Annotated in this window: 3 protein-coding genes; all 3 read left to right on the top strand. The window is 75.2% G+C overall.

Going from position 1 to position 22,307, the window contains the following annotated elements; translation table 11 throughout:
• The first annotated feature begins 23 nt into the window (after positions 1–23).
• The 3 genes from AB0M30_RS29880 to AB0M30_RS29890 are packed head-to-tail and all read left to right on the top strand — an operon-like array spanning position 24 to position 22,077.
• Positions 24–9,326 (top strand): type I polyketide synthase, encoded by a 9,303-nt coding sequence (locus AB0M30_RS29880; protein WP_364590244.1) that lies wholly within the window; start codon positions 24–26, stop codon positions 9,324–9,326.
• 53 nt (positions 9,327–9,379) lie between these two features.
• Positions 9,380–20,809 (top strand): type I polyketide synthase, encoded by an 11,430-nt coding sequence (locus AB0M30_RS29885; RefSeq protein WP_364590247.1) that lies wholly within the window; start codon positions 9,380–9,382, stop codon positions 20,807–20,809.
• Entirely contained in the window at positions 20,806–22,077 is a 1,272-nt protein-coding gene (locus AB0M30_RS29890) for a macrolide family glycosyltransferase (protein WP_364590250.1), read from the top strand. Before AB0M30_RS29885 ends, AB0M30_RS29890 begins: the two co-directional genes overlap by 4 nt.
• Positions 22,078–22,307 lie beyond the last annotated feature (230 nt).

Below are 22,307 nucleotides of genomic sequence, written 5' to 3' on the forward strand. Positions count from 1 at the left end.
GCCCGGCGAGGAAGGTGACGAACGTGGCGGACGAGGACAAGCTGCTCGGCTACCTCAAGAAGGTGACCGCTGATCTGCGGCAGGCCCATCGACAGCTGCGTGAGGCCGAGGAGAAGGAGTCGGAGCCGATCGCCATCGTGGCGATGAGCTGCCGCTACCCCGGTGGTGTTCGCACGCCGGAGGAGCTGTGGCGGCTGCTCGCCGCCGGCGGCGACGGCATCTCCTCGTTCCCGCTGGACCGCAACTGGCCCGCCGCGCTGTTCGACGAGGACCCGGACCGGTCCGGCACGACCTACGCCCGCGAGGGCGGGTTCGTGTACGACGCGGCGCAGTTCGACCCCGCGTTCTTCGGGATGAGCCCGCGCGAGGCGCTCGCCACCGACCCGCAGCAGCGCATCCTGCTGGAGATGTCGTGGGAGGCGTTCGAGCGGGCGGGGATCGATCCGCTGACGCTGAAGAACAGCCGGACCGGGGTGTTCGTCGGCGCCGCGTCGACCGGGTACGGCTCCGGGCTGACCAGCCTGCCCGACGGCGTCGAGGGGCACCTGCTGACCGGCACCTCGACCGCCATCGCGTCGGGCCGGGTCGCCTACGTGCTCGGCCTGAAGGGACCGGCGATCACGGTGGACACCGCGTGCTCGTCGTCGCTGGTCGCGCTGCACTGGGCGGCGCAGTCGCTGCGCCGCGGCGAATGCTCGCTGGCGCTCGCGGGCGGCGTGACGGTGATGTCGACGCCGGGCATGTTCCTCGAGTTCAGCCGGCAGCGCGGGCTCGCGGCGGACGGGCGCTGCAAGCCGTTCGCCGAGGCCGCCGACGGCACGGGCTGGGCCGAAGGGGCCGGGCTGCTGCTGGTGGAACGCCTGTCGGACGCGCGCCGCAACGGGCACCCGGTGCTGGCCGTCGTCACGGGCTCGGCGGTGAACTCCGACGGCGCGTCGAACGGCTTGACCGCCCCGAACGGCCCTTCCCAGCAGCAGGTCATCCGCGAGGCACTGGACGGCGCGGGACTCGAACCGTCCGATGTGGACGCCGTCGAGGCGCACGGGACCGGCACCGCGCTCGGGGACCCGATCGAGGCGCACGCGCTGCTGACGACCTACGGCCGCAACCGCGCGGAACCGCTGCGGCTGGGCTCGATCAAGTCGAACATCGGGCACACCCAGGCGGCCGCCGGCGTCGCGGGCGTGATGAAGATGGTGCTGGCGCTGCAGAACGAGCTGCTGCCCGGCACGCTGCACGTGGACGAGCCGACGTCGCACGTGGACTGGTCCGCCGGTGCGGTCGAGCTGCTCACCGAGGCGCGGCCGTGGCCCGGCGGAGAGCGGGTCCGCCGCGCCGGGGTCTCGTCGTTCGGCATCAGCGGCACGAACGCCCACGTGATCGTCGAGGAACCGCCCGCGGCGGACGCCGCCGAGCCTGAGCACGAGCCGGCCCGGGTGGGGACGGCGGTCGTGCCGGTGGTGCTGTCCGCCCGCGGCGAGGAAGCGCTGGCCGGCCAGGCCGCGCGTCTGCTGTCCTATGTGGACGAGAACGCCGACATTGCCCTCGCCGACGTGGCCTATTCGCTGGCCACCGCGCGGGCGGCGTTCGAGCACCGGGCCGTGCTCGTCTGCGCCGCCCGCGGTTCGCTGCGTGCGGAGCTCGCGGCGCTGGCCGAGCGTCGCCAGTCGCCCGGCCAGGTCCGTGGTGTCGTGCCGGGCAAGGGAAAAGCGGGCAAGACGGCGTTTCTCTTCTCGGGTCAGGGTGCGCAGCGCCTTGGTGCCGGTCGCGAGTTGTCCGAGTCTTTCCCGGTCTTCGCGGACGTGGTGGACACGGTGTGCGCGCACGTGGCCGGATTGCGTGAGGTGATGTTCGGCGAGGACGCCGAGCTGCTGAACCGGACGATGTATGCGCAGGCGGCGTTGTTCGCTGTCGAGGTGGGTTTGTTCCGGCTGCTCGAATCGTGGGGCATGACCCCGGATTTCATGGTCGGTCATTCGATCGGCGAGCTGGCGGCGGCGCACGTCGCCGGCGTTCTCTCCCTGGAGGACGCGTGCGTCTTGGTGTCGGCGCGCGGCCGGTTGATGCAGGCCCTGCCCGACGGCGGGGTGATGGTGGCGGTGCAGGCCGCCGAGGCCGAAGTGCTGCCCCTGCTGGTCGAGGGCGTGTCGGTGGCCGCGGTGAACGGCCCGTCCTCGGTGGTGCTCTCCGGTGACGGTGACGCGGTCGACGCGGTCGTCAAGCATTTCGAGGACCGGAAGACCCGCCGGTTGCCGGTGAGCCACGCCTTCCATTCGGCGTTGATGGAGCCGATGCTGGCGGAGTTCCGCGAGGTTGCGGAGACGCTGACCTATCACGCGCCGTCGATTCCGGTCATCTCCAATGTGACGGGGACATTGGCCGAAGACCTGACTTCGCCGGAGTATTGGGTCCGGCACGTGCGGGAAACGGTCCGGTTCCACGACGGCGTGACCTACCTGGCCGAGCACGGCGTGACCCGGTTCCTGGAGCTGGGCCCGGACGGCGTGCTGACGGCGATGGCGGCGGAATCCGTCGAAGGCACGCTGGTTTCCGCGCTGCGCAAGGACCGCGCCGACGTCGAGTCGGTCACGGCCGCCGTCGGCCGGCTGCACGTGAGCGGGCTGTCCCCGGACTGGGAGCGGTTCTTCGCCGGCCGCGCGGCGGTGCGCGTCCCGCTGCCGACCTACGCGTTCCAGCGCGAACGCTTCTGGCTGGACCCGGGAGATGCCGCCGGCGACGGTTTCGACGCGGCGTTCTGGGAGACCGTGGACCGGGCCGACCTCGGCGCGCTGTCCCACGAGCTCGGCGTGGCCCGCGAGGACCTCGCCGAGGTGCTTCCCGCGCTGTCGGCGTGGCGCCGCCGGACGACCGAGAAGTCCGTGGTGGACCAGTGGTGCTACCGGGCCACCTGGAAGCCGTTGCCCGCCGGGCCCGGAAGGCTCGCCGGCACCTGGCTGGCCGTCGTGCCCGCCGGGGCGTCCGGTCTCGACGCGGTGCTTCGCGCTCTGGCCGACGGCGGTGCCGAGGTCACCACGATCGCGGTCGACCTCGACGCGGCCGACCGCGTCTCGCTCGTGCGGTCCTTCCCGGAGACCGGGTACGCGGGCGTGGTGTCGTTGCTCGCGCTCGACGACGCCCCCGATCCCGACCGGTCCCGCGCGGTGGCGGGCACGCTCGCGCTGATCCAGGCGCTCGGCGACGCCGGTGTCACGGCGCCGCTGTGGTGCGTGACGCGCGGAGCCGTGCCGGCGCGGCCCGGCGACACCGTCCCCGAGCCCGCGCAGGCCCAGCTCTGGGGGCTCGGCCGGGTCGCGGCCCTCGAGTTCCCCGATCGGTGGGGCGGTCTCGTCGACGTGCCGGCGGAGTTCGACGACCGCTCGGCGCGGCACCTGGCCGCCGCTCTGTCCGCTGTGGACGGTGAGGACCAGCTCGCGGTCCGCGACTCCGGGCTGCTCGGCCGCCGGCTGATCCGGACGGCACCGGCGAAGGACGGCGCGTGGCGCCCGCGCGGGACCGTGGTGATCACCGGGGGCACGGGCGCGCTGGGCGCGCGGGTCGCGCGGTGGGCCGCCGAGGCGGGCGCCGAGCACGTGGCTCTCGTGTCACGCCGGGGACCGGACGCGCCCGGCGCCGCGGACCTGGCGGCGGAACTGACGGACCTCGGCGTCGCGGTCAGTGTGCTCGCCGCCGACGTCGCCGACCCCGATCAGTGCCGGGTCGCGGTGAAGTCGGCGGGCAGCGACGTCGCGGTGTCGGCGATCGTGCACGCGGCGGGGGTGCTGGACGACGGCGTGCTGGACGCCGTGACCCCCGAGCGGCTCGCGGGCGTGGTGCAGGCGAAGGGCGTGGCCGCGCGGAACCTGCACGAGGTCTCGGTCGAGCTCGGGCTCGGGCTGGACGCGTTCGTGCTGTTCTCGTCGTTCGCCGGCACGGTCGGCGCGGCGGGACAGGGCAGCTACGCGGCGGCCAACGCCTACCTGGACGCGCTGGCGGAACACCGGCGCGGCGCGGGCCTGGCCGCCACCTCGATCGCCTGGGGCCCCTGGGCCGAGGCGGGCATGGCCGCCGAGGGGGCCGAGCGGATGCGCCGCGGCGGCCTCACCCCGTTGCCGCCCGCGGTGGCCACGCCGGCGCTCGGGCAGGTCACCGGCGCCGTCACGGTGACGGTCGCCGACGTCGACTGGGCACGGTTCGCGCCCGGCTTCGCCGCCGCCCGGCCGAGCCCGCTGCTGGCCGAACTCCCCGAAGTGCGCCGCGTCGCCGGCCGCCGGTCGGTCACGAGCCCGGTGCCGGCCGAGCTGCCCGGAGCCGACCGGCCGGGCGCCGTGCTCGAACTCGTGCGCGCCCAGGCCGCGGCCGTGCTCGGCCACCGGGGCCCCGAGCAGGTCGATCCCGCCCGCGCCTTCCGGGAGCTCGGGTTCGACTCGCTGACCGCCGTCGAGTTCCGCAACGCGCTCGGCGCGGCCACCGGCCTCTCGCTGCCGTCGACGCTGGTCTTCGACTACCCGACGGCCCAGGCGCTGGCCGGCTACCTGCACGCCGAACTGTTCGGGGACACGCCGGAGCCGGTCCGCCCCGCGCGGACCGTCGCGCTCGACGAGCCGATCGCGATCATCGGGATGAGCTGCCGGTTCCCCGGCGGCGTCGACTCGCCCGAAGCCCTGTGGCGGCTGCTGGACCTCGGCGTGGACGCGATGACGCCGTTCCCCGAGGACCGCGGCTGGGACGTCGAGGGGCTGTACGACCCCGACGGCGAGCGGCCCGGCACGTCGTACACCCGGCACGGCGGTTTCCTCGCCGGTGCCGCGGAGTTCGACGCGGGCTTCTTCGGGGTGTCACCCCGGGAAGCGGTGGCGATGGACCCGCAGCAGCGGCTGCTGCTCGAAGCGTCCTGGGAGGCGCTCGAAGACGCCGGGATCGACCCCCGGTCGGTGCAGGGCAGCCCGGTCGGCGTGTTCATCGGGACCAACGGGCAGGACTACCCGATGCTGCTCGCGTACGCCGACCAGGACTCCGCCGGGCACGCGGGCACCGGCAACGCGGCGAGCATCGTGTCCGGTCGCGTGGCGTACACGCTGGGCCTGGAAGGCCCCGCGGTCACGGTCGACACGGCGTGCTCGTCGTCGCTGGTCGCCCTGCACTGGGCGAGTGAGTCGCTGCGCCGCGGCGAGTGCACGCTCGCGCTGGCGGGCGGCGTGACGGTGATGTCGACGCCGGGCTCGTTCATCGAGTTCAGCCGCCAGCGGGGGCTGGCCCCCGACGGCCGGGTGAAGGCGTTCTCCGCGGACGCGGACGGCACCGCCTGGGGCGAAGGCGCCGGCGTGCTGCTGGTCGAGCGCCTGTCCGACGCGCGGCGCAACGGGCACCCGGTGCTGGCCGTCGTCAAGGGTTCGGCGGTGAACTCCGACGGCGCGTCGAACGGCTTGACCGCCCCGAACGGCCCGTCGCAGCAGCGGGTGATCCGCGACGCGCTGGCCGCCGCCGGGCTCGAAGCGTCCGATGTGGACGCCGTCGAGGCGCACGGGACGGGCACCACGCTGGGCGACCCGATCGAGGCGCAGGCGCTGCTCGCCACCTACGGGAAGGACCGGGACCGGCCGTTGTGGCTGGGCTCGGTCAAGTCGAACCTGGGGCACACGCAGGCGGCCGCGGGTGTCGCGGGCGTGCTGAAGATGGTGCTGGCCCTGCGCCACGGCGTCCTGCCGCGGACGCTGCACGTCGGCTCGCCGACGTCGCACGTGGACTGGACCGCGGGAAACGTCGCGCTGGCGACCGAACCGGTGCCGTGGGACGGGGGCGATCGTCCCCGCCGCGCCGGCATCTCGTCCTTCGGCCTCAGCGGCACGAACGCCCACGTCATCATCGAGGAGGACACCGAGCCGGCGCCGGCGAGGGACGCCGGGCCCGTCGTCTCCGGTGGCACGGTGCCCCTCGTGCTCTCCGCGCGCGGTGCCGACGCGCTGCGCGCCCAGGCGCGGGCGCTCGCCGCCGTCGTGGCGTCCCGTCCGGAAACGGAGCTCGCCGACCTCGGCTGGTCGCTGCTCACGGGCCGGGCGTCGCTCGAACACCGGGCCGTGGTGCTCGCCGGCGACCGGGCCGCCGCGCTGGCCGGGCTGACGGCGCTCGCCGAGGGCGGCCGGGGCGGCGTCACGGGCGTGGTCGCCGAAGGCCGCTCGGCGTTCCTGTTCTCGGGACAGGGCGCGCAGCGGGCCGGCGCGGGCCGGGAGCTGGCCGAGACGTTCCCCGCGTTCGCCGAGGCGCTGGCCGCGGTCTGCGCGCACCTGGACGCCGAACTGGACCACCCGCTGCGGGAGGTGATGTTTGGCGACGCCGGGCTGCTCGACCAGACCCGGTACACGCAGGCCGCGCTGTTCGCGCTCGAAGTCGCGCTGTTCCGGTTGCTGGAGTCGTGGGGTGTCACGCCGGACTACCTCGCCGGCCACTCGATCGGCGAGCTGGCGGCGGCCCACGTGGCCGGCGTGCTTTCGCTGGCCGACGCCTGCCGGCTCGTCGGCGCGCGGGGCCGGCTGATGCAGGCACTGCCGCCGGGCGGGGCGATGGTGGCGATCCAGGCGAGCGAGGCCGAAATCGCCCCGCTGCTCACCGGCGGCGTGTCGATCGCGGCGGTGAACGGGCCCGCCTCGGTCGTGGTTTCGGGCGACGAGGACGCCGTCGAGGCGATCGCCGCCCGGTTCCGGGACGACCGCAAGACCCGCCGGCTGACCGTCAGCCACGCGTTCCATTCACCGCTGATGGAGCCGATGCTCGCCGAGTTCCGGCGCGTCGCGGCCGGGCTGACCTACCACGAGCCGTCGATCCCGGTCGTGTCCAACGTGACCGGAACCCTGGCCGCGGAGGGTGAACTGACCTCGCCGGACTACTGGGTCCGGCACGTCCGGCAGGCGGTGCGGTTCCACGACGGGATCACCTGCCTCGCCGCGAAGGGGGTCACCCGGTTCCTCGAACTCGGCCCCGACGGCGTGCTCGCGGCGATGGCCGCCGAGTCGGCCGACGCCACCATGGCCGCGGTCCTGCGCAAGAACGGCGGGCCCGAGCCGGAGAGCGTGCTGACGGCCCTCGCGGCGCTCCACGTCACCGGGCAGCGAGTCGGCTGGACGCGGCTGTTCACCGGCGCGCGGCGGGTCGCACTGCCCGGCTACGCCTTCCAGCGCCGGCACTACTGGCCCCGGTTCGACGCGGCGCGGGCCGCCGCGGCCGGCCCGGCGAACGACGTCGACGCGCAGTTCTGGGCGGCCGTCGAGCGGGAGGACCTCGGCGCGCTCGCCGAGACCCTGTCCGTCGACGGCGAAACCACGCTCGGGTCGCTGCTGCCCGCGCTGTCGGCCTGGCGGCGCGAGCGGACCGATAAGTCCACTGTGGACTCCTGGAACTACCGGATCGGGTGGCGGCGGATCGAGGCGACGGCCCGGCCCGCGCCGGCCGGAACCTGGCTGCTGGTGCTGCCGGTGCGGGCCGGCGACTGGCACACGACCGTCCGGAAGGCCCTCGAACAGCGGCTCGGCCGCTGCGTGCCGGTCGAGATCGAGACGGGCGCGGACCTCGACCGCACCTCGCTCGCGGAGCGGTTGCGTGCGGCCGCCGCGGCGGAACCCGGCCTCACTGGTGTGGTCTCCCTGTCCCCATCGGCCGAGCCGGCCGAGACGGGCGAACCGGCGGTGACGCTGGCGCTCGTGCAGGCACTCGGCGACGCCGGCGTCGCGGCGCCGCTCTGGTGCCTGACGACGGGCGCGGTGTCGGTCGACCCGGCGGAACCGGTCCGCAGCCGGATGGGGGCCGCGGCCTGCGGCCTCGGCCGGGTCGCGGCGCAGGAGGCGCCGGACCGCTGGGGCGGCGCCGTGGACCTGCCCGAGGTGCTCGACGAACGCGGCGCCGACCAGCTCGTCGCGGTGCTGGCCGGCCTCGGCGGCGAGGACCAGGTCGCGATCCGGGCGACCGGCGTCTTCGGCAGGCGGCTCCTGCGCGCCGCTCCCGTGGACACGGCGGCCGCGTGGCCGGTGGCGGGCACCACGCTCATCACGGGCGGCACGGGCGCGCTCGGCGCGGAGGTCGCCCGCTGGGCGGCGGGCCAGGGCGCGGAGCACATCGTGCTCGCGAGCAGGAGCGGCGAGAACGCGCCCCACGCGGCGGAGCTCGCCGCCGAACTGGCCGGGCAGGGCACGCGGGTCAGCGTCGTCGCGTGCGATGTCGCCGACCGGGACGCGGTGCGGCGCCTGCTCGCGGAGATCCCGGCGGAACACCCGCTGACGGCGGTGGTGCACGCCGCGGGCGTGCTCGACGACGGCGTGCTCGACTCGATGACCCCGGACCGGCTCGCCGCCGTGCTCGAGGCCAAAGTGGACTCCGCCGTGCACCTGCACGAGCTGACCCGTGACCACGAGCTCAAGGCCTTCGTGCTGTTCTCCTCCTTCGCGGGCACGATCGGCGCGGCCGGGCAGGGCAACTACGTGGCCGCGAACAGCGCGCTCGACGCGCTGGCCGAGCAGCGCCGGGCGGCCGGCCTCCCCGCCACCTCCATCGCGTGGGGGCCGTGGGCCGAGGCGGGCATGGCCGCGGGCGAGACGGTGGCGAGCCGGCAGCGCCGGGGCGGCGTGCGCGCGCTCCCGCCGCGGCTGGCCGTGGCCGCGATGGCGCGCGCCGCCGAGCGTCCCGGCGCGTGCCTGGTGGTGACCGACGTGGACTGGGCGGCCTTCGCGCCCGGGTTCACGGCGCTGCGGCCGAGCCGGCTGTTCGACGAGATCCCGGAAGCCCGGCGCGCTGCCGCCGCGGAACCCGAGAGCTCACCGGCGGACTTCACGGCCCGGCTCGCGGCCTTGCCGGAAGGCGACCGGGCCAACGCCGTGCTCGAGCTCGTGCGGGGGCAAGCCGCGGCGGTGCTCGGCCACGAGGGCGCGAGCGCGATCGAACCGGGGAAGGCGTTCTCGGACCTCGGCTTCGACTCGCTCACCGCGGTCGAGCTGCGCAACGTGCTCGGCGCGATCACCGGCCTCGCGCTGCCGGCGACCGTCGTGTTCGACCACGCGAACCCCGCGGCGCTGGCGCAGCGGCTGCGCAGCGAGCTGTTCGCCGGCGGCGAGGCCGAGGTCGTGCCGGTGCTGGCCGAGCTGGACCGGCTGGAGAGCGCCGTGGCCGCGCTGCCGGTCGAGCAGCTCGCGGGCACCCGCCTCGCGGCGCGCCTGCAGGCCCTCGTGAAACAGCTCGGCGACGCCCAGCACGGCGAGCGCGGCAACGAAGTCGCGGAGCAGCTGCAGACGGCGACCTCGGACGAGGTCTTCGACTTCATCGACAAGGAGCTCGGCCTCGGCTGAGGCCGGTCCGAAGCGCCACCCAGCCAGCGAGACGACGAACCGGAGAGACCAGGATGGCGGACCAGGACAAGCTCCTCGACTACCTCAAGCGGGTGACGGCCGACCTCCACCAGACCAGGCAGCGGCTCAGCGAAGCCGAGGCCGGCCTGCCGGAGCCGATCGCCATCGTCGGGATGAGCTGCCGCTTCCCGCACGGCGCCGACACCCCGGAACGGCTGTGGGACCTGCTGTCCGGCGGCGTCGACGTGATGTCGGAGTTCCCCGCCGACCGCGGCTGGGACCTCGACTCGCTCTACGACCCCGATCCGGACGAGCCGGGGACGAGCTACGTCGCCGAAGGCGGCTTCCTCGACGCGGCCGGCGAGTTCGACCCGGCGTTCTTCGGCATCTCGCCGCGCGAGGCGCTGGCGATGGACCCGCAGCAGCGGCTGCTGCTGGAGACGTCGTGGGAAGCGATCGAACGCGGCGGCCTCGATCCCGCCTCCCTGCGCGGCGGCCAGGTCGGGGTCTTCGCCGGGACCAACGGCCAGGACTACGGCGGGCTCGCGGCGCTGGCGCCCGGCACCGAGGCCTACCTCGGCACCGGGAGCTCGGCCAGCGTGCTGTCCGGGCGCATCGCGTACGCGCTCGGGCTCGAAGGCCCCACGCTGACCGTCGACACGGCGTGCTCGTCGTCGCTGGTCTCGGTGCACCTCGCGGCCCAGGCCCTCCGGGCCGGCGAGTGCCGGCTCGCGCTGGCCGGCGGCGTGACGGTGATGGCGACGCCGGGCGCGTTCGTCGCGTTCAGCCGTCAGCGCGGGCTCGCCGCCGACGGCCGCTGCAAGGCGTTCTCCGACCGGGCCGACGGCGTCGGCTGGAGCGAGGGCGCCGGGATGCTGCTGCTCGAACGGCTCTCCGACGCCCGGCGCAACGGCCACCCCGTGCTCGCGGTCGTGCGCGGTTCGGCGATCAACTCCGACGGTGCCTCGAACGGGCTCACCGCCCCGAACGGCCCGTCGCAGCAACGGGTCATCCGGCAGGCGCTCGCTGACGCGGGGCTTTCCCCGTCCGATGTGGACGCCGTCGAGGCGCACGGGACGGGCACCTCGCTCGGCGACCCGATCGAGGCGCAGGCGCTGCTCGCCACCTACGGGAAGGACCGCGACCGGCCGCTGTGGCTCGGCTCGGTCAAGTCGAACCTCGGCCACACGCAGGCGGCCGCGGGCGTCGCGGGCGTGCTGAAGGTCGTGCTGGCGCTCCAGCACGGCGAACTGCCCAAGACGCTGCACGTCGACCGGCCGTCGAGCCGGGTCGACTGGACGGCGGGCGACGTGCGCCTGCTGACCGAGCCGCAGCCGTGGACCGGTGACACGCGCCGGGCCGGGGTCTCGGCGTTCGGGGTCAGCGGCACGAACGCGCACCTGATCATCGAAGAGGCACCCCGGACCGACGAGACCACACCGGAGCCGGCGGAGGTGCACGCGCCGACGCCGTGGCCGCTGTCGGGCCGCACCGAAGCGGCGCTGCGGGCCCAGGCCCGGCGGCTGCGCGAGCTGCTCCGGTCGGCCCCGGAGCCGGCGCCCGTCGACGTCGCCTACTCGCTGGCTACCTCCCGCTCCGCGTTCGAGCATCGTGCCGTCCTGCTCGCCGACGACCGCGAAACCGCGCTGCGCGGCCTCGACGCGCTCGCCGCGGGCGAGCGGGCGCCCGGCGTGCTCACCGGGGTGGCCGCCGAAGGGCGCACGGCGTTCCTGTTCTCCGGGCAAGGTGCCCAGCGAACGGGGATGGCCGCCGGTCTCGCCGCGGCGTTCCCCGCGTTCGCCGAGGAACTCGACCGGGTGTGCGCCGAACTCGACCGCCACCTCGACCGGCCGCTGCGCGAGCTGCTGGACGCCGAGGCCGACGTGCTGGACCGGACCGAGTACACCCAGCCCGCGCTGTTCGCCGTCGAGGTCGCGCTGTACCGGTTCCTCGGGCGCTGGGGGCTGGCCCCCGATCTGGTCGCGGGCCACTCGATCGGCGAGCTCGCCGCCGCGCACGTCGCCGGGGTCCTCTCGCTCGAAGACGCCGCCGTGCTCGTCGCCGCGCGCGGCCGGCTCATGCAGCGGCTGCCCGCCGGGGGCGCGATGGTGGCCGTCGCGGCCACCGAGGCGGAGGTGGTGCCGCTGCTCACCGCCGGTGTCGAGCTCGCGGCGATCAACGGGCCGGCTTCGGTCGTGCTGTCCGGTGACGAGCCGGCGGTGCTCGACGTCGTTGCCCAGTTCGAGCGGCAGGGCCGCAAGACCCGGCGGCTGCGGGTCAGCCACGCGTTCCACTCGCCGCGGATGGACCCGATGCTCGCCGAGTACGCCGCTGTCGCGGACGGACTGTCCTATCGGGACCCGTCGATCACGGTCGTCTCGACGGTGACGGGCGAAGCGGCGAAACCGGGCGAGCTGAGCACCGCCGAATACTGGGTCCGGCAGGTGCGCCGCGAGGTGCGCTTCCACGACGCCGTCCGGTCGCTGCGCGAACTGGGCGCCACCCGGTTCGCCGAGCTCGGTCCGGACGCCGTGCTCACGCCGATGGTCGAGGAGAGCCTGGCCGGGGACTCCGGCGAAGGCGTGGTGGTCCCGGTCCTGCGCCGCGACCGTGACGAGGCCGAGGCGCTGACCACCGCGGTGGGCGTCCTGCATACCGCCGGTGTCTCGCCGGACTGGGCCGCGGTCTTCGCCGGGCGGGGCGCGCGCCGGGCCGACCTGCCCACCTACCCGTTCCAGCGCAGCCGCTACTGGCCGGACGTCGTGTTGCCCGGCGGGAGTGACGGGATGCGCTACGCCGGGCTGAGCGGCGCGTCCCATCCGCTGCTCGGCGCGGTGGTCGGGCTCGCGGGGGCCGGTGGTGCGGTGTTCACCGGCCGGCTGTCGACGCGCACCCAGCCCTGGCTGGCCGACCACGTCGTCGCCGGAACGATCCTGGTGCCCGGCACGGCGTTCCTCGAACTGGCGGTGCGGGCGGGCGACGAGTTCGGCTGCGCCTGCGTGGAAGAGCTCACCCTCGCCGTGCCGCTGGCGCTGCCCGAACGCGGCGGTGTCCGGCTGCAGGTCGTCGTCGGCGACGCCGACGACTCGGGCGCGCGGGCGATCAGCGTCCATTCCCAGCGCGAGGACGAGGGCGCTGAAGCACCGTGGACCCTGCACGCGACCGGCGTGCTCGGCACCGGTGCGCCGGCCGAGAGCGAGCAGGACACCGCGTGGCCGCCGGACGGCGCGAGCGCGGTGGACCTGACCGATGCGTACGGCAAGCTGGCCGCCGCGGGACTGGCTTACGGCCCGGTGTTCCAGGGACTGACCGCCGTGTGGCGGCGCGGCGACGAGCTCTTCGCCGAAGTCGCCCTGCCCGAGGACGCGGCCGGGGAGGCCGCCCGCTTCGGGCTGCACCCGGCGTTGCTCGACGCCGGTCTCCACGCCCTCGGCGCCGGCTCCGGCGCGGCGCTGCCGGGAGCGGCGTCCGGGACCACCGTGCTGCCGTTCTCCTGGACCGGGGTCGTGCTGCACGCGACCGGCGCGGCCTCCTTGCGCGTCCGGCTGAGTCCTGCCGCCACCGAGGACGCGGTCGTGCTGCACGTGACGGACCCGGCGGGCGCGCCCGTGCTGACCGTGGAGTCGCTGACGTTGCGCGCGGCGCCCGCGGACCCGGAGACGGCCGGCACGACCGAGTCGCTGTTCGAGCTCGCCTGGCCGGAGGTGCCGGCCGGGGCGAAGACCGGCTGGACCGAACTGGCCGGGTCCGAGCTGGCCGAGCTGGCCGCGCGGATCGACGACGGTGCCACCGTGCCCGAGCACGTGCTGGTGTCCCCGGTGGCCGAGGGCGGACTGCCGGAGCGGGCGCACGCGCTGGCCGGGCAGGCGCTCGGTCTCGTCCAGGCGTGGCTCGCCGACGCGCGGTTCGCCGCGTCCCGGCTCGTCTTCCGCACCCGGGGAGCCGTCGCGGCCGGCGCCGGCTCCGACGTCACCGATCCCGCCGCCGCGACGGTCTGGGGACTGGTGCGCTCGGCGCAGGCGGAGAACCCCGGCCGGTTCGTGCTCCTCGACACCGACGGCAGCGAGGACTCCGGCGATGCCGTGCTGGCGGCCGCGCTCGGCTCCGGCGAGCCCCAGCTGGCCGTGCGCTCCGGCGTGCTGCGCGCGCCGCGGTTCGCCCGTGCCGCACCGGCCCCGGACTCCACTGTGGACTGGGGTGACGGGACCGTGCTCCTCACCGGGGGAACCGGCGCGCTCGGCGGGATCTTCGCCCGGCACCTCGTGACGGCGCACGGCGTCCGCCGGCTCCTGCTGGCGGCCCGGCGCGGCATGGCCGCCGAGGGGGCGGCCGAGCTCGTCGCCGAGCTCACCGGCCTCGGCTGCCACGCCGAGGTCGTCGCCTGTGACGTAGCCGATCCGGACGCGCTGGCCGAGCTGCTGGCCGGCCTGCCCGCGTCCGCCCCGCTCAGCTCCGTCGTGCACCTGGCCGGGGTGCTCGACGACGGCATCATCGCCTCGCTGACCCCGGACCGGCTCGGCACCGTGCTGCGCCCGAAGGTCGACGCCGCGTGGCGGCTGCACGAGCTGACCCGCGAGGCGGACCTGCGCCAGTTCGTGGTGTTCTCCTCGATCTCCGGCGTCGTCGGCGCCGCCGGCCAGGGCAACTACGCCGCCGCGAACGCGTTCCTCGACGCGCTGATGGCGCAGCGCGCGGCCATGGGCCTGCCCGGCCGGTCGCTCGCGTGGGGACTGTGGGACGAGGCCGGCGCGATGACCGGCGGGCTCGACGACGCGGACCGGTCGCGGATCGCCCGCGGCGGGGTGCTGCCGCTGTCCGCCGAGGAGGGCCGCGCGCTGTTCGACACGGCCCTCTCGACGCCGGGTGCGCTGCACGTGCCGATGCGGCTCGATCTGCCCGCGCTGCGCGGGATCGGCGAAGCGCTCGCGCCGATCTGGCGGACGTTGGTGCCCGCCGTCCGCCGCCGCAGCGCCGGCGCCGCGGCACCGCGCGGATCCGCCACCGCGCTCGGTGAACGCCTCGCCGAGCTGGCCCCGGACAAGCGGCAGGACGCGGTCGTCGAGCTGGTCCGCGCGCAGGCCGCCGCCGTGCTCGGGCACCCGGACGGCACCGGGGTCGACCCCGGCCGCGCGTTCCGCGAGCTCGGCTTCGACTCGTTGACGGCGCTCGAACTCCGCAACGGGCTCGCCGCGGCGACCGGGCTGCGCCTGCCCGCCACCCTGATCTTCGACTACCCGAACTCGGCCGTGCTCGCCGAGCACCTGCTCGAACGCGTCTTCGGGCCGGGAGAGGCCCGGGCGCGGACGCGGACGGTCCGGCGGTCCGGCGACGAGTCGATCGCGATCATCGGGATGAGCTGCCGCTATCCCGGCGGCGTGCGCAACCCCGATGACCTGTGGTCGCTCGTCGAGGCCGGCGGCGACGGGATCTCGCCGATGCCGCTGGACCGGGGCTGGAACCTGGAGGCGCTGTTCGCCGGCGACCCGGACCAGGCCGGCTCCAGCTACGTGCGGGAGGGCGGGTTCCTCCACGACGCCGCGGAGTTCGACGCCGCGTTCTTCGGCATCAGCCCGCGCGAGGCCCTCGCCATGGACCCGCAGCAGCGGCTGCTGCTGGAGGGCTGCTGGGAGGCGGTCGAGTCGGCGGGGATCGACCCGACGTCGTTGAAGGGCAGCGAAACGGGCGTCTACACCGGCGTGATGTACCACGACTACGGCGCCCAGCTGTTCATGCTCCCCGACGGCGCCGAGGGCTACGTCGGAACCGGCACCTCGGGCAGCGTCGCCTCCGGCCGGGTGTCCTACGTGCTCGGCCTGGAAGGCCCCGCCGTCACCATCGACACGGCGTGCTCGTCGTCGCTGGTCACCCTGCACCTCGCCGCGCAGGCGCTGCGCCGCGGCGAATGTTCGCTCGCGCTCGCCGGGGGCGTGACGGTCATGTCGACGCCCAGCACCTTCATCGACTACAGCCGGCAGCGCGCGCTCTCGGCCAGCGGCCGGTCGAAGTCGTTCGCGGCCTCGGCCGACGGCACCGGCTGGGGCGAGGGGCTCGGCATGCTGCTCGTCGCGCGGCTCTCGGACGCGATCGAGGCGGGCTACCCCGTCCTGGCGATCGTGCGCGGCACGGCGGTCAACCAGGACGGCGCGTCGAACGGGCTGACCGCCCCGAACGGCCCGTCCCAACAGCGGGTCATCCGGCGGGCGCTCGCCGACGCCGACCTCGACGGCGCCGAGGTCGACGTCGTGGAGGCCCACGGGACCGGCACGCGGCTCGGCGACCCGATCGAGGCGCAGGCGCTGCTGGCCACCTACGGGCAGGACCACCCCGACGACCGGCCGCTCTGGCTCGGCTCGGTCAAGTCCAACCTCGGCCACACCCAGGCCGCGGCCGGCGCGGCGGGCGTCATCAAGATGATCCTCGCCATGCGGCACGGGCTGCTGCCGAAGACCATGCACGTCGACGCCCCGACGCCGCAGGTCGACTGGTCCGCGGGCAACGTCCGCCTGCTGACCGAACCCGTGCCCTGGGAACGTCGCGACCGGCCTCGCCGCGCGGCGGTGTCGTCCTTCGGCATCAGCGGCACCAACGCGCACGTGATCCTCGAAGAGCCCGAACCGGGCGAGCCCGCGGTCCGCGAACCGCGTACCGGCCCGGCGCTGCCGTGGGTGCTTTCGGCCAGGACCGCGGATTCCCTGCGCGGGCAGGCCGCCCGGCTGTTGTCCTATGTGGACGAACACGGTCAGGTCGACCTCGCCGACGTCGGCTTCACCCTGGCGACGCGGCGCGCGGCGTTCCAGCACCGCGCCGCGGTGACGGCCGGCGATGTCGCCGGGTTCCGGGCCGGGCTGGCCGCCCTCGCCGACGGGACGGTGGCGAGCAACCTCGTGCGCGCGGAGGCCGTGCCGGCCGGCAAGACCGCGTTCGTGTTCCCCGGCCAGGGCGCGCAGTGGGCCGGGATGGGCGCCGAGCTGCTCGACGCCTCGCCCGTCTTCGCCGAGCGGATCTCGGAGTGCGCGCTCGCCTTCGAAGGACTCGTCGACTGGTCGCTCGTCGACGTCCTGCGCGGCGAGCCGGGCGCGCCCTCGCTCGAGCGGGTCGACGTCGTCCAGCCGGTCTCGTTCGCCGTCATGGTCTCGCTCGCCGCCCTGTGGCGCGCGGCCGGCGTCGAGCCGGACGCCGTCGCCGGGCACTCGCAGGGCGAGATCGCCGCCGCCTGCGTCGCCGGTGCGCTGTCCCTCGAGGACGCCGCGACGATCGTCGTGCGCCGCAGCCAGGCCATCGAAGCCGGCCTGTCCGGGCACGGCGGCATGGCGTCGGTCGGTCTTCCCGAGGAGGAGGCGCGGCGCCGCATCGGCCCGTGGGAACCGCGGGTGTCCGTCGCGGTGGTCAACGGCCCTTCGGCGGTCGTGGTGGCGGGGGAGCGGGACGCGATCGACGAGCTGGTCGCGACGTTGGACGCCGACGGGGTGCGCGCCAAGCGGATCGCCGTCGACTACGCCTCGCATTCGGCGCACGTGGAACGGATCGAGTCCGTGCTCGCCGAGGTGCTGGCCGGGGTGCGGCCGCGCGAGAGTGCGATCCCGATGCTGTCCAGCGTCACCGGAGACTGGATCGGCGGCGCGGAGCTCGACGCCGCGTACTGGTACACGAACCTGCGGGAGCCGGTGCGGTTCGCGACGTCCGTGCGCGGGCTCGCGGAGGCGGGCTACACGGCGTTCGTCGAGGTCAGCCCGCACCCGGTGCTGTCGACGGCGATCCAGGAGACGCTGGCCGGCGCGGGCCGCGGTGGCGCGGTGACGGGCACGCTGCGCCGCGACGACGGCGGCCTCGGCCGGTTCCACGCTTCGCTGGCCGAGTGGCACACCCACGGCGGAGCCGTGCAGTGGCAGCGTTTCTTCGCCCCGTACGACGCGCGGCCGGTGGAGCTGCCGACCTACGCCTTCCGGTCCGAGCGGTTCTGGCCGAAGGCCCCCGACTTCGGCGGCGACCCCGTCTCGCTCGGGTTGGCGGCCGCGAAGCACCCGCTGCTCGGCGCCGGGGTGTCGCTGGCCGGCTCCGAGGCGCACCTGTTCACCGGCCGGCTCTCGGCGAACACCCAGTCCTGGCTCGCCGATCACGTCGTCGCCGGCACGAACCTGGTGCCGGCCACGGTGTTCGTGGAACTGGCGATCCGGGCGGGCGACGAGGCCGGCTGCAACACCGTGGACGAGCTCGTGCTCGAAGCGCCGCTCGTGCTGCCCGCGCGCGGCGGGGTGGCGCTGCAGGTGCGCGTCGAACCGGCCGACGGGTCCGGCCGCCGGCCGGTGACCGTCCATTCGCGACCGGACGGGGCTCCGGACGAGCAACCCTGGACGAGGCACGTGAGCGGCCTGCTGGCGGCCGGAGCCACCGCCGCCCCGGCGGAGCCGTTCGGAGGCGAGTGGCCGCCGGCCGGCGCCGAACCGATTCCGCTCGAGGGCTTCTACGGCGACGACGGCTTCTACGACTACGGGCCCGCGTTCCACGGCCTGCGCGCCGCGTGGCGGCACGGCGACGAGGTTTTCGCCGAGGTCAGGCTGCCCGAGGGCGGCGAGGCCGACCGGTACGGCCTGCACCCCGCGCTGCTCGACGCCGCGTTGCACACGCTCGGCCTCGGTGTCGTCCGGATCGGCGAGGGCGGCGCGGCCATGTTCCCGTTCTCGTGGTCGGGCGTGACCCTGCACGCCGCCGGCGCCTCGGTGCTGCGCGTGCGGGTGGCGTCCGCCGGTGCCGGCAGCGTCGCGATCGACGCGGCCGACGAGGCGGGCGCGGCGGTGCTGACCGTCGGCTCGCTCGCGTTCCGGCCGATGCCGGCCGACGCGATCGCGGCGGCGAGCGCGGTCCACCACGAATCGCTGTTCCGGCTGGAGTGGGCGCCGGCCGCCGTCGCCGACGCGGCCGGCGACGGGATCTGGGTGGTGCTCGGCGACGACGAGCCGGCCCTGCGCGACCGCCTCGACGAGGCCGGGCGGGGACAGCGGACGATCGAGTCCTATCCGGACGTCCAGGCGCTCGGCGAGGTCGTCGAGTCCGGTGTCGCGGGCGTGCGGACCGTGGTGCTGCCGGTCGTGACCGGTTCGACGGCCGAGGCGGTCCGGGCGGCGGCGAACCGGGCGCTGGCGGTGCTCCAGGACTGGCTCGCCGACGATCGGCTGGCCTCGACCCGGCTCGTCGTCGTCACGTCGGGCGCGGTCACCACCGCGGGCGAAGCCGTCACGAACCTCGCGGGCGCGGCCGTCTGGGGGCTCGCCCGGACGGCGCAGTGGGAGAACCCCGGCCGCATCGTCCTGATCGACCACGACGACGACCCCGCTTCGCTCGCCGCGCTGCCCGCGGCCGCGTCGGCGGGCGAACCCCAGCTGGCGGTGCGCGCGGGTGTCCCGAGCGTGGCGCGGCTCGCCAGGGTGGTCGCCGCCGGGACCGAGCCCGCGAAGTGGGATCCCGAGGGCACGGTGCTGATCGTGGGCGGCACGGGCACGCTCGGCCGGAGCGTCGCCCGGCACCTCGTCACCGAGCGCGGCGCGCGCCGGCTGCTGCTGACCAGCCGGCGCGGAGCCGAGGCCGACGGCGTCGCCGAAACGGTCGGGGAACTCACCGAGCTCGGCGCCGAGGTCACCGTCGCCGCGTGCGACGCGACCGATCGGGACTCGCTCCGCGCGGTCCTCAGCGGCATCCCCGAGGCGCACCCGCTGACCGCGGTCCTGCACGTGGCCGTCGTGATGGACGACGCCACGATCGGTTCGCTGACCCCCGAGCGGATGGACACGGTGCTGCGCTCGAAGGTCGACGTGGCGCTCAACCTGCACGAGCTGACCGGCGACCGGGAGCTCGCGGCGTTCGTGCTCTTCTCCTCAGTCGCGGGCGTGCTCGGCTTGCCCGGGCAGGGCAACTACGCCGCCGCGAACGCGTTCCTCGACGCGCTCGCGCACCACCGCCACTCGCTGGGGCTGCCCGCCCTCGCGCTCGACTGGGGCCTGTGGGCGCGGTCGGTCGAGGCGGGCCGCACTCCCGAGCAGGTGGGACAGGCCCGGGTCGGCGGCGGCGCGGTCGCCCCGCTGCCCACCGAGAAGGGGCTGCGGCTGCTCGACGTCGCGCTCGCCTCGGGAGAACCCGTGCTCGCCCCCGTGGCGCTTGATCTGGCCGCGCTGCGCACCCAGGGCGAGCTGCTGCCGAAGGTGTTCCGGTCGCTCGCGCCGGTCACCCGTCGGGTGGCCGGCGCGGCCGCCGAGACCGACAGCCGGGAACTGGTCGCGCGGCTGGCCGCGCTGCCGCCCGCCGACCGCGTCGACGAGGCGGTCCGGCTCGTGCGCTCCTACGCGGCCGCCGTGCTGGGTTTCCCCGGGCCCGACGCGATCGAACCGGACCGCGGGCTCGCCGAGCTCGGCTTCGACTCGCTCACCTCCGTCGAGCTGCGCAACGGATTGGCCGCCGCGACCGGGCTCCGGCTGCCCCCGTCGCTCGTCTTCGACCACCCGGTGCCGACCGACCTGGCGGAGTTCCTGCTCGAGCAGCTCGCGGACGCGCTCGGCACCGTCGCACCGTCGGGTGCGGGCGGGAACCCGCCGGGCGCGGCCGCCGCGCCGGCCGACGACGGCGAGACGCTCAGCGACCTGTTCCGGCTCGGCATCGAGCAGGGCAAGGAGCGGGAGACGTGGGAGATCCTGCGGGCCGTCTCGAAGCTGCGGTCCACGTTCTCCGCCGTCGCGGAGGCGACGAGGATCCCCAAGGCGGTGACGCTCTCGCGCGGGCCGTCGCCGGCGAAGCTGATCGCGTTTTCGTCCTACGCGGGACTCGGCGGCGTGCACCAGTACGCGCGGATGGCGGCCGCCTTCCGCGGCACGCACGAGCTGCACGCCTTCCCGAACCCCGGCTTCGCGAAGGGGGAGAGCCTGCCGGTCTCGATCGAAGCGGCGGCCGCCGTGCTCGGCGAGGCGACGCTGCCGCACGTCGAAGACGGCAGCTTCGTCCTCTTCGGACACTCGGCGGGCGGCCTCATGGCCCACGCGACGGCGTGCTACCTCGAACGGCTCGGGGTGCGGCCGGCGGCGATCGTGATGATGGACAGCTTCCGGCCGGACGACAGCGCCGCGCTCGGCGTCTCGGGGCCGGAGATGATGGCCGGTCTCCTGTCGCGGGAGGACATCGCGGGCCGGATGGACAGCACCCGGCTCACCTCGATGGACTGGTACTTCCGGATCAGCGGGGAGTGGACGCCGGGGGAGCCCGCCGCGCCGATCCTGTTCCTGCGCGCGGCGGACCCGATGGGCGAGACGGAACCCGATCCGGACGGCGGCAAGCCGTGGCAGCCCACCTGGAAGGAAGCGCACACGGTGCTCGAAGTGCCCGGCGACCACTTCACCATGGTCGAGTCGCTGGCCGCCGGCACCGCCGAAGTGATGCGGACCTGGCTCGCCGAACTGACAGTTACCGGAATCTCCCCAGCGGAAAGGACCACAGCGCGATGACGGTCACCACGGCGAAGGACAACGAGAGCAGCACGGCGCCGGACCGGGCGAGCACGGGCAAGCACCTGCTGGTGTGGCCGTTTCCCGGCTACGGGCACGTGAACCCGGTGCTGCCGGTGGTGCGCGAGCTGGTCCGGCGCGGGCATCGGGTGACGATGCCGACGACCCCGCGCTTCGCCGCCGAGGCCGAGGCGGCGGGCGCCGAGGTGCTGCCGTACGTCTCGGCGCTGGCGGGGCGTCCGCTGCCGGAGGTGTTCGACGCCGACTACCTGGCCAGGGAACCGCTGCGCGCGATGCTGGAGGCGATGGCGACCATCCCGCCGGTCGAGTCGTACTTCACCGGCCGGGAGGTGCCCGACCTGCTGCTCTACGACTCGAGCACCTACGCCGCCGGCCGGGTGCTCGCCGCGAAGTGGCAGCGCCGGGCGATCCAGCTGTACCCGACGTTCGCGGCCAACGAGAAGTTCCAGCTCGGTCCGCTGGTCGGGGCCGAGTTCGCCCCGGAGCTGGACGCCACGCACCCCGCGTTCTCGGAGTTCTTCGCGTGGATGGGCGAGCTGCTGGCCAGCCACGGCCTGGCCGAGCTGCCGATGGAGGAGTTCCACGCCCCGTGCGAAAGCAGCAACATCGTGTTCCTCCCGGAGGTGTTCCAGCTCGAGTCCGCAAGCTTCGACGACCGGCACGCGTTCGTCGGCCCCTGCGTGGAGGACCCGCCCGCCGGCGAACGGTCGTGGCAGCCGCCGGCCGGCGACGACCCGCTCGTGGTCGTGTCGCTCGGTTCGGAAAAGAACCGGGACGCGGGCTTCTTCACCCGCTGCGCCGCCGCGTTCGACGGGCTCCCGTGGCGGGTGGTGCTCACCCTCGGCGGCGGCCTCGACCCGGCCGACCTCGGCCCGCTGCCGGCGAACGCCACGGCGTACCGCTGGCTGCCGCACACCGAGGTGCTGCCGCACGCCACGGTGCTGATCTCGCACGCCGGGATGAGCAGCGTCATGCGCGCCATGCACGCCGGCGTGCGCCAGGTACTGGTCCCGGGCACCCCGGAGGAGCACTTCGTCGCCCGGCGCGCCGTCGAACTCGGCGCCGGCCGCCTGCTCGACCCGGCCGCGGCGGACGCCGAGTCCCTGCGCGACGCCGTACTGGCGGTGGCAAGCGACGAGTCGGTGGGAGAGAGCGTCGAGCGCCTGCGCGAGGCGACGAGGAACGCGGGGGGTGCTGTGCGCGCCGCGGACGTCGTCGAAGCACGTCTCGGCGCGCCGGCCCGGTGAGCTGCCCGGCGGTCAGCTAGCGCGGGTCACGAAGTTGGTGCCGCTGACGGGGCTTGAGACGCGGGGACGGGTCTTTCGGCGGCGGGACGAGAAGTGCGACCCACTCGTCCCGCCGGAGAAAGACCCGTCCTCGTCCGGCTAGTGTCGCGCGTCCGAAGTTCAGTGACAGCGGCCCGGTCCCCGAGCGCCCCAATGTGGCCTTGGTTGCGTTGAACGCACCCAAGGCGGCC

The sequence above is a fragment of the Amycolatopsis sp. NPDC051716 genome, assembly GCF_040681595.1.
Lineage (GTDB): Bacteria > Actinomycetota > Actinomycetes > Mycobacteriales > Pseudonocardiaceae > Amycolatopsis.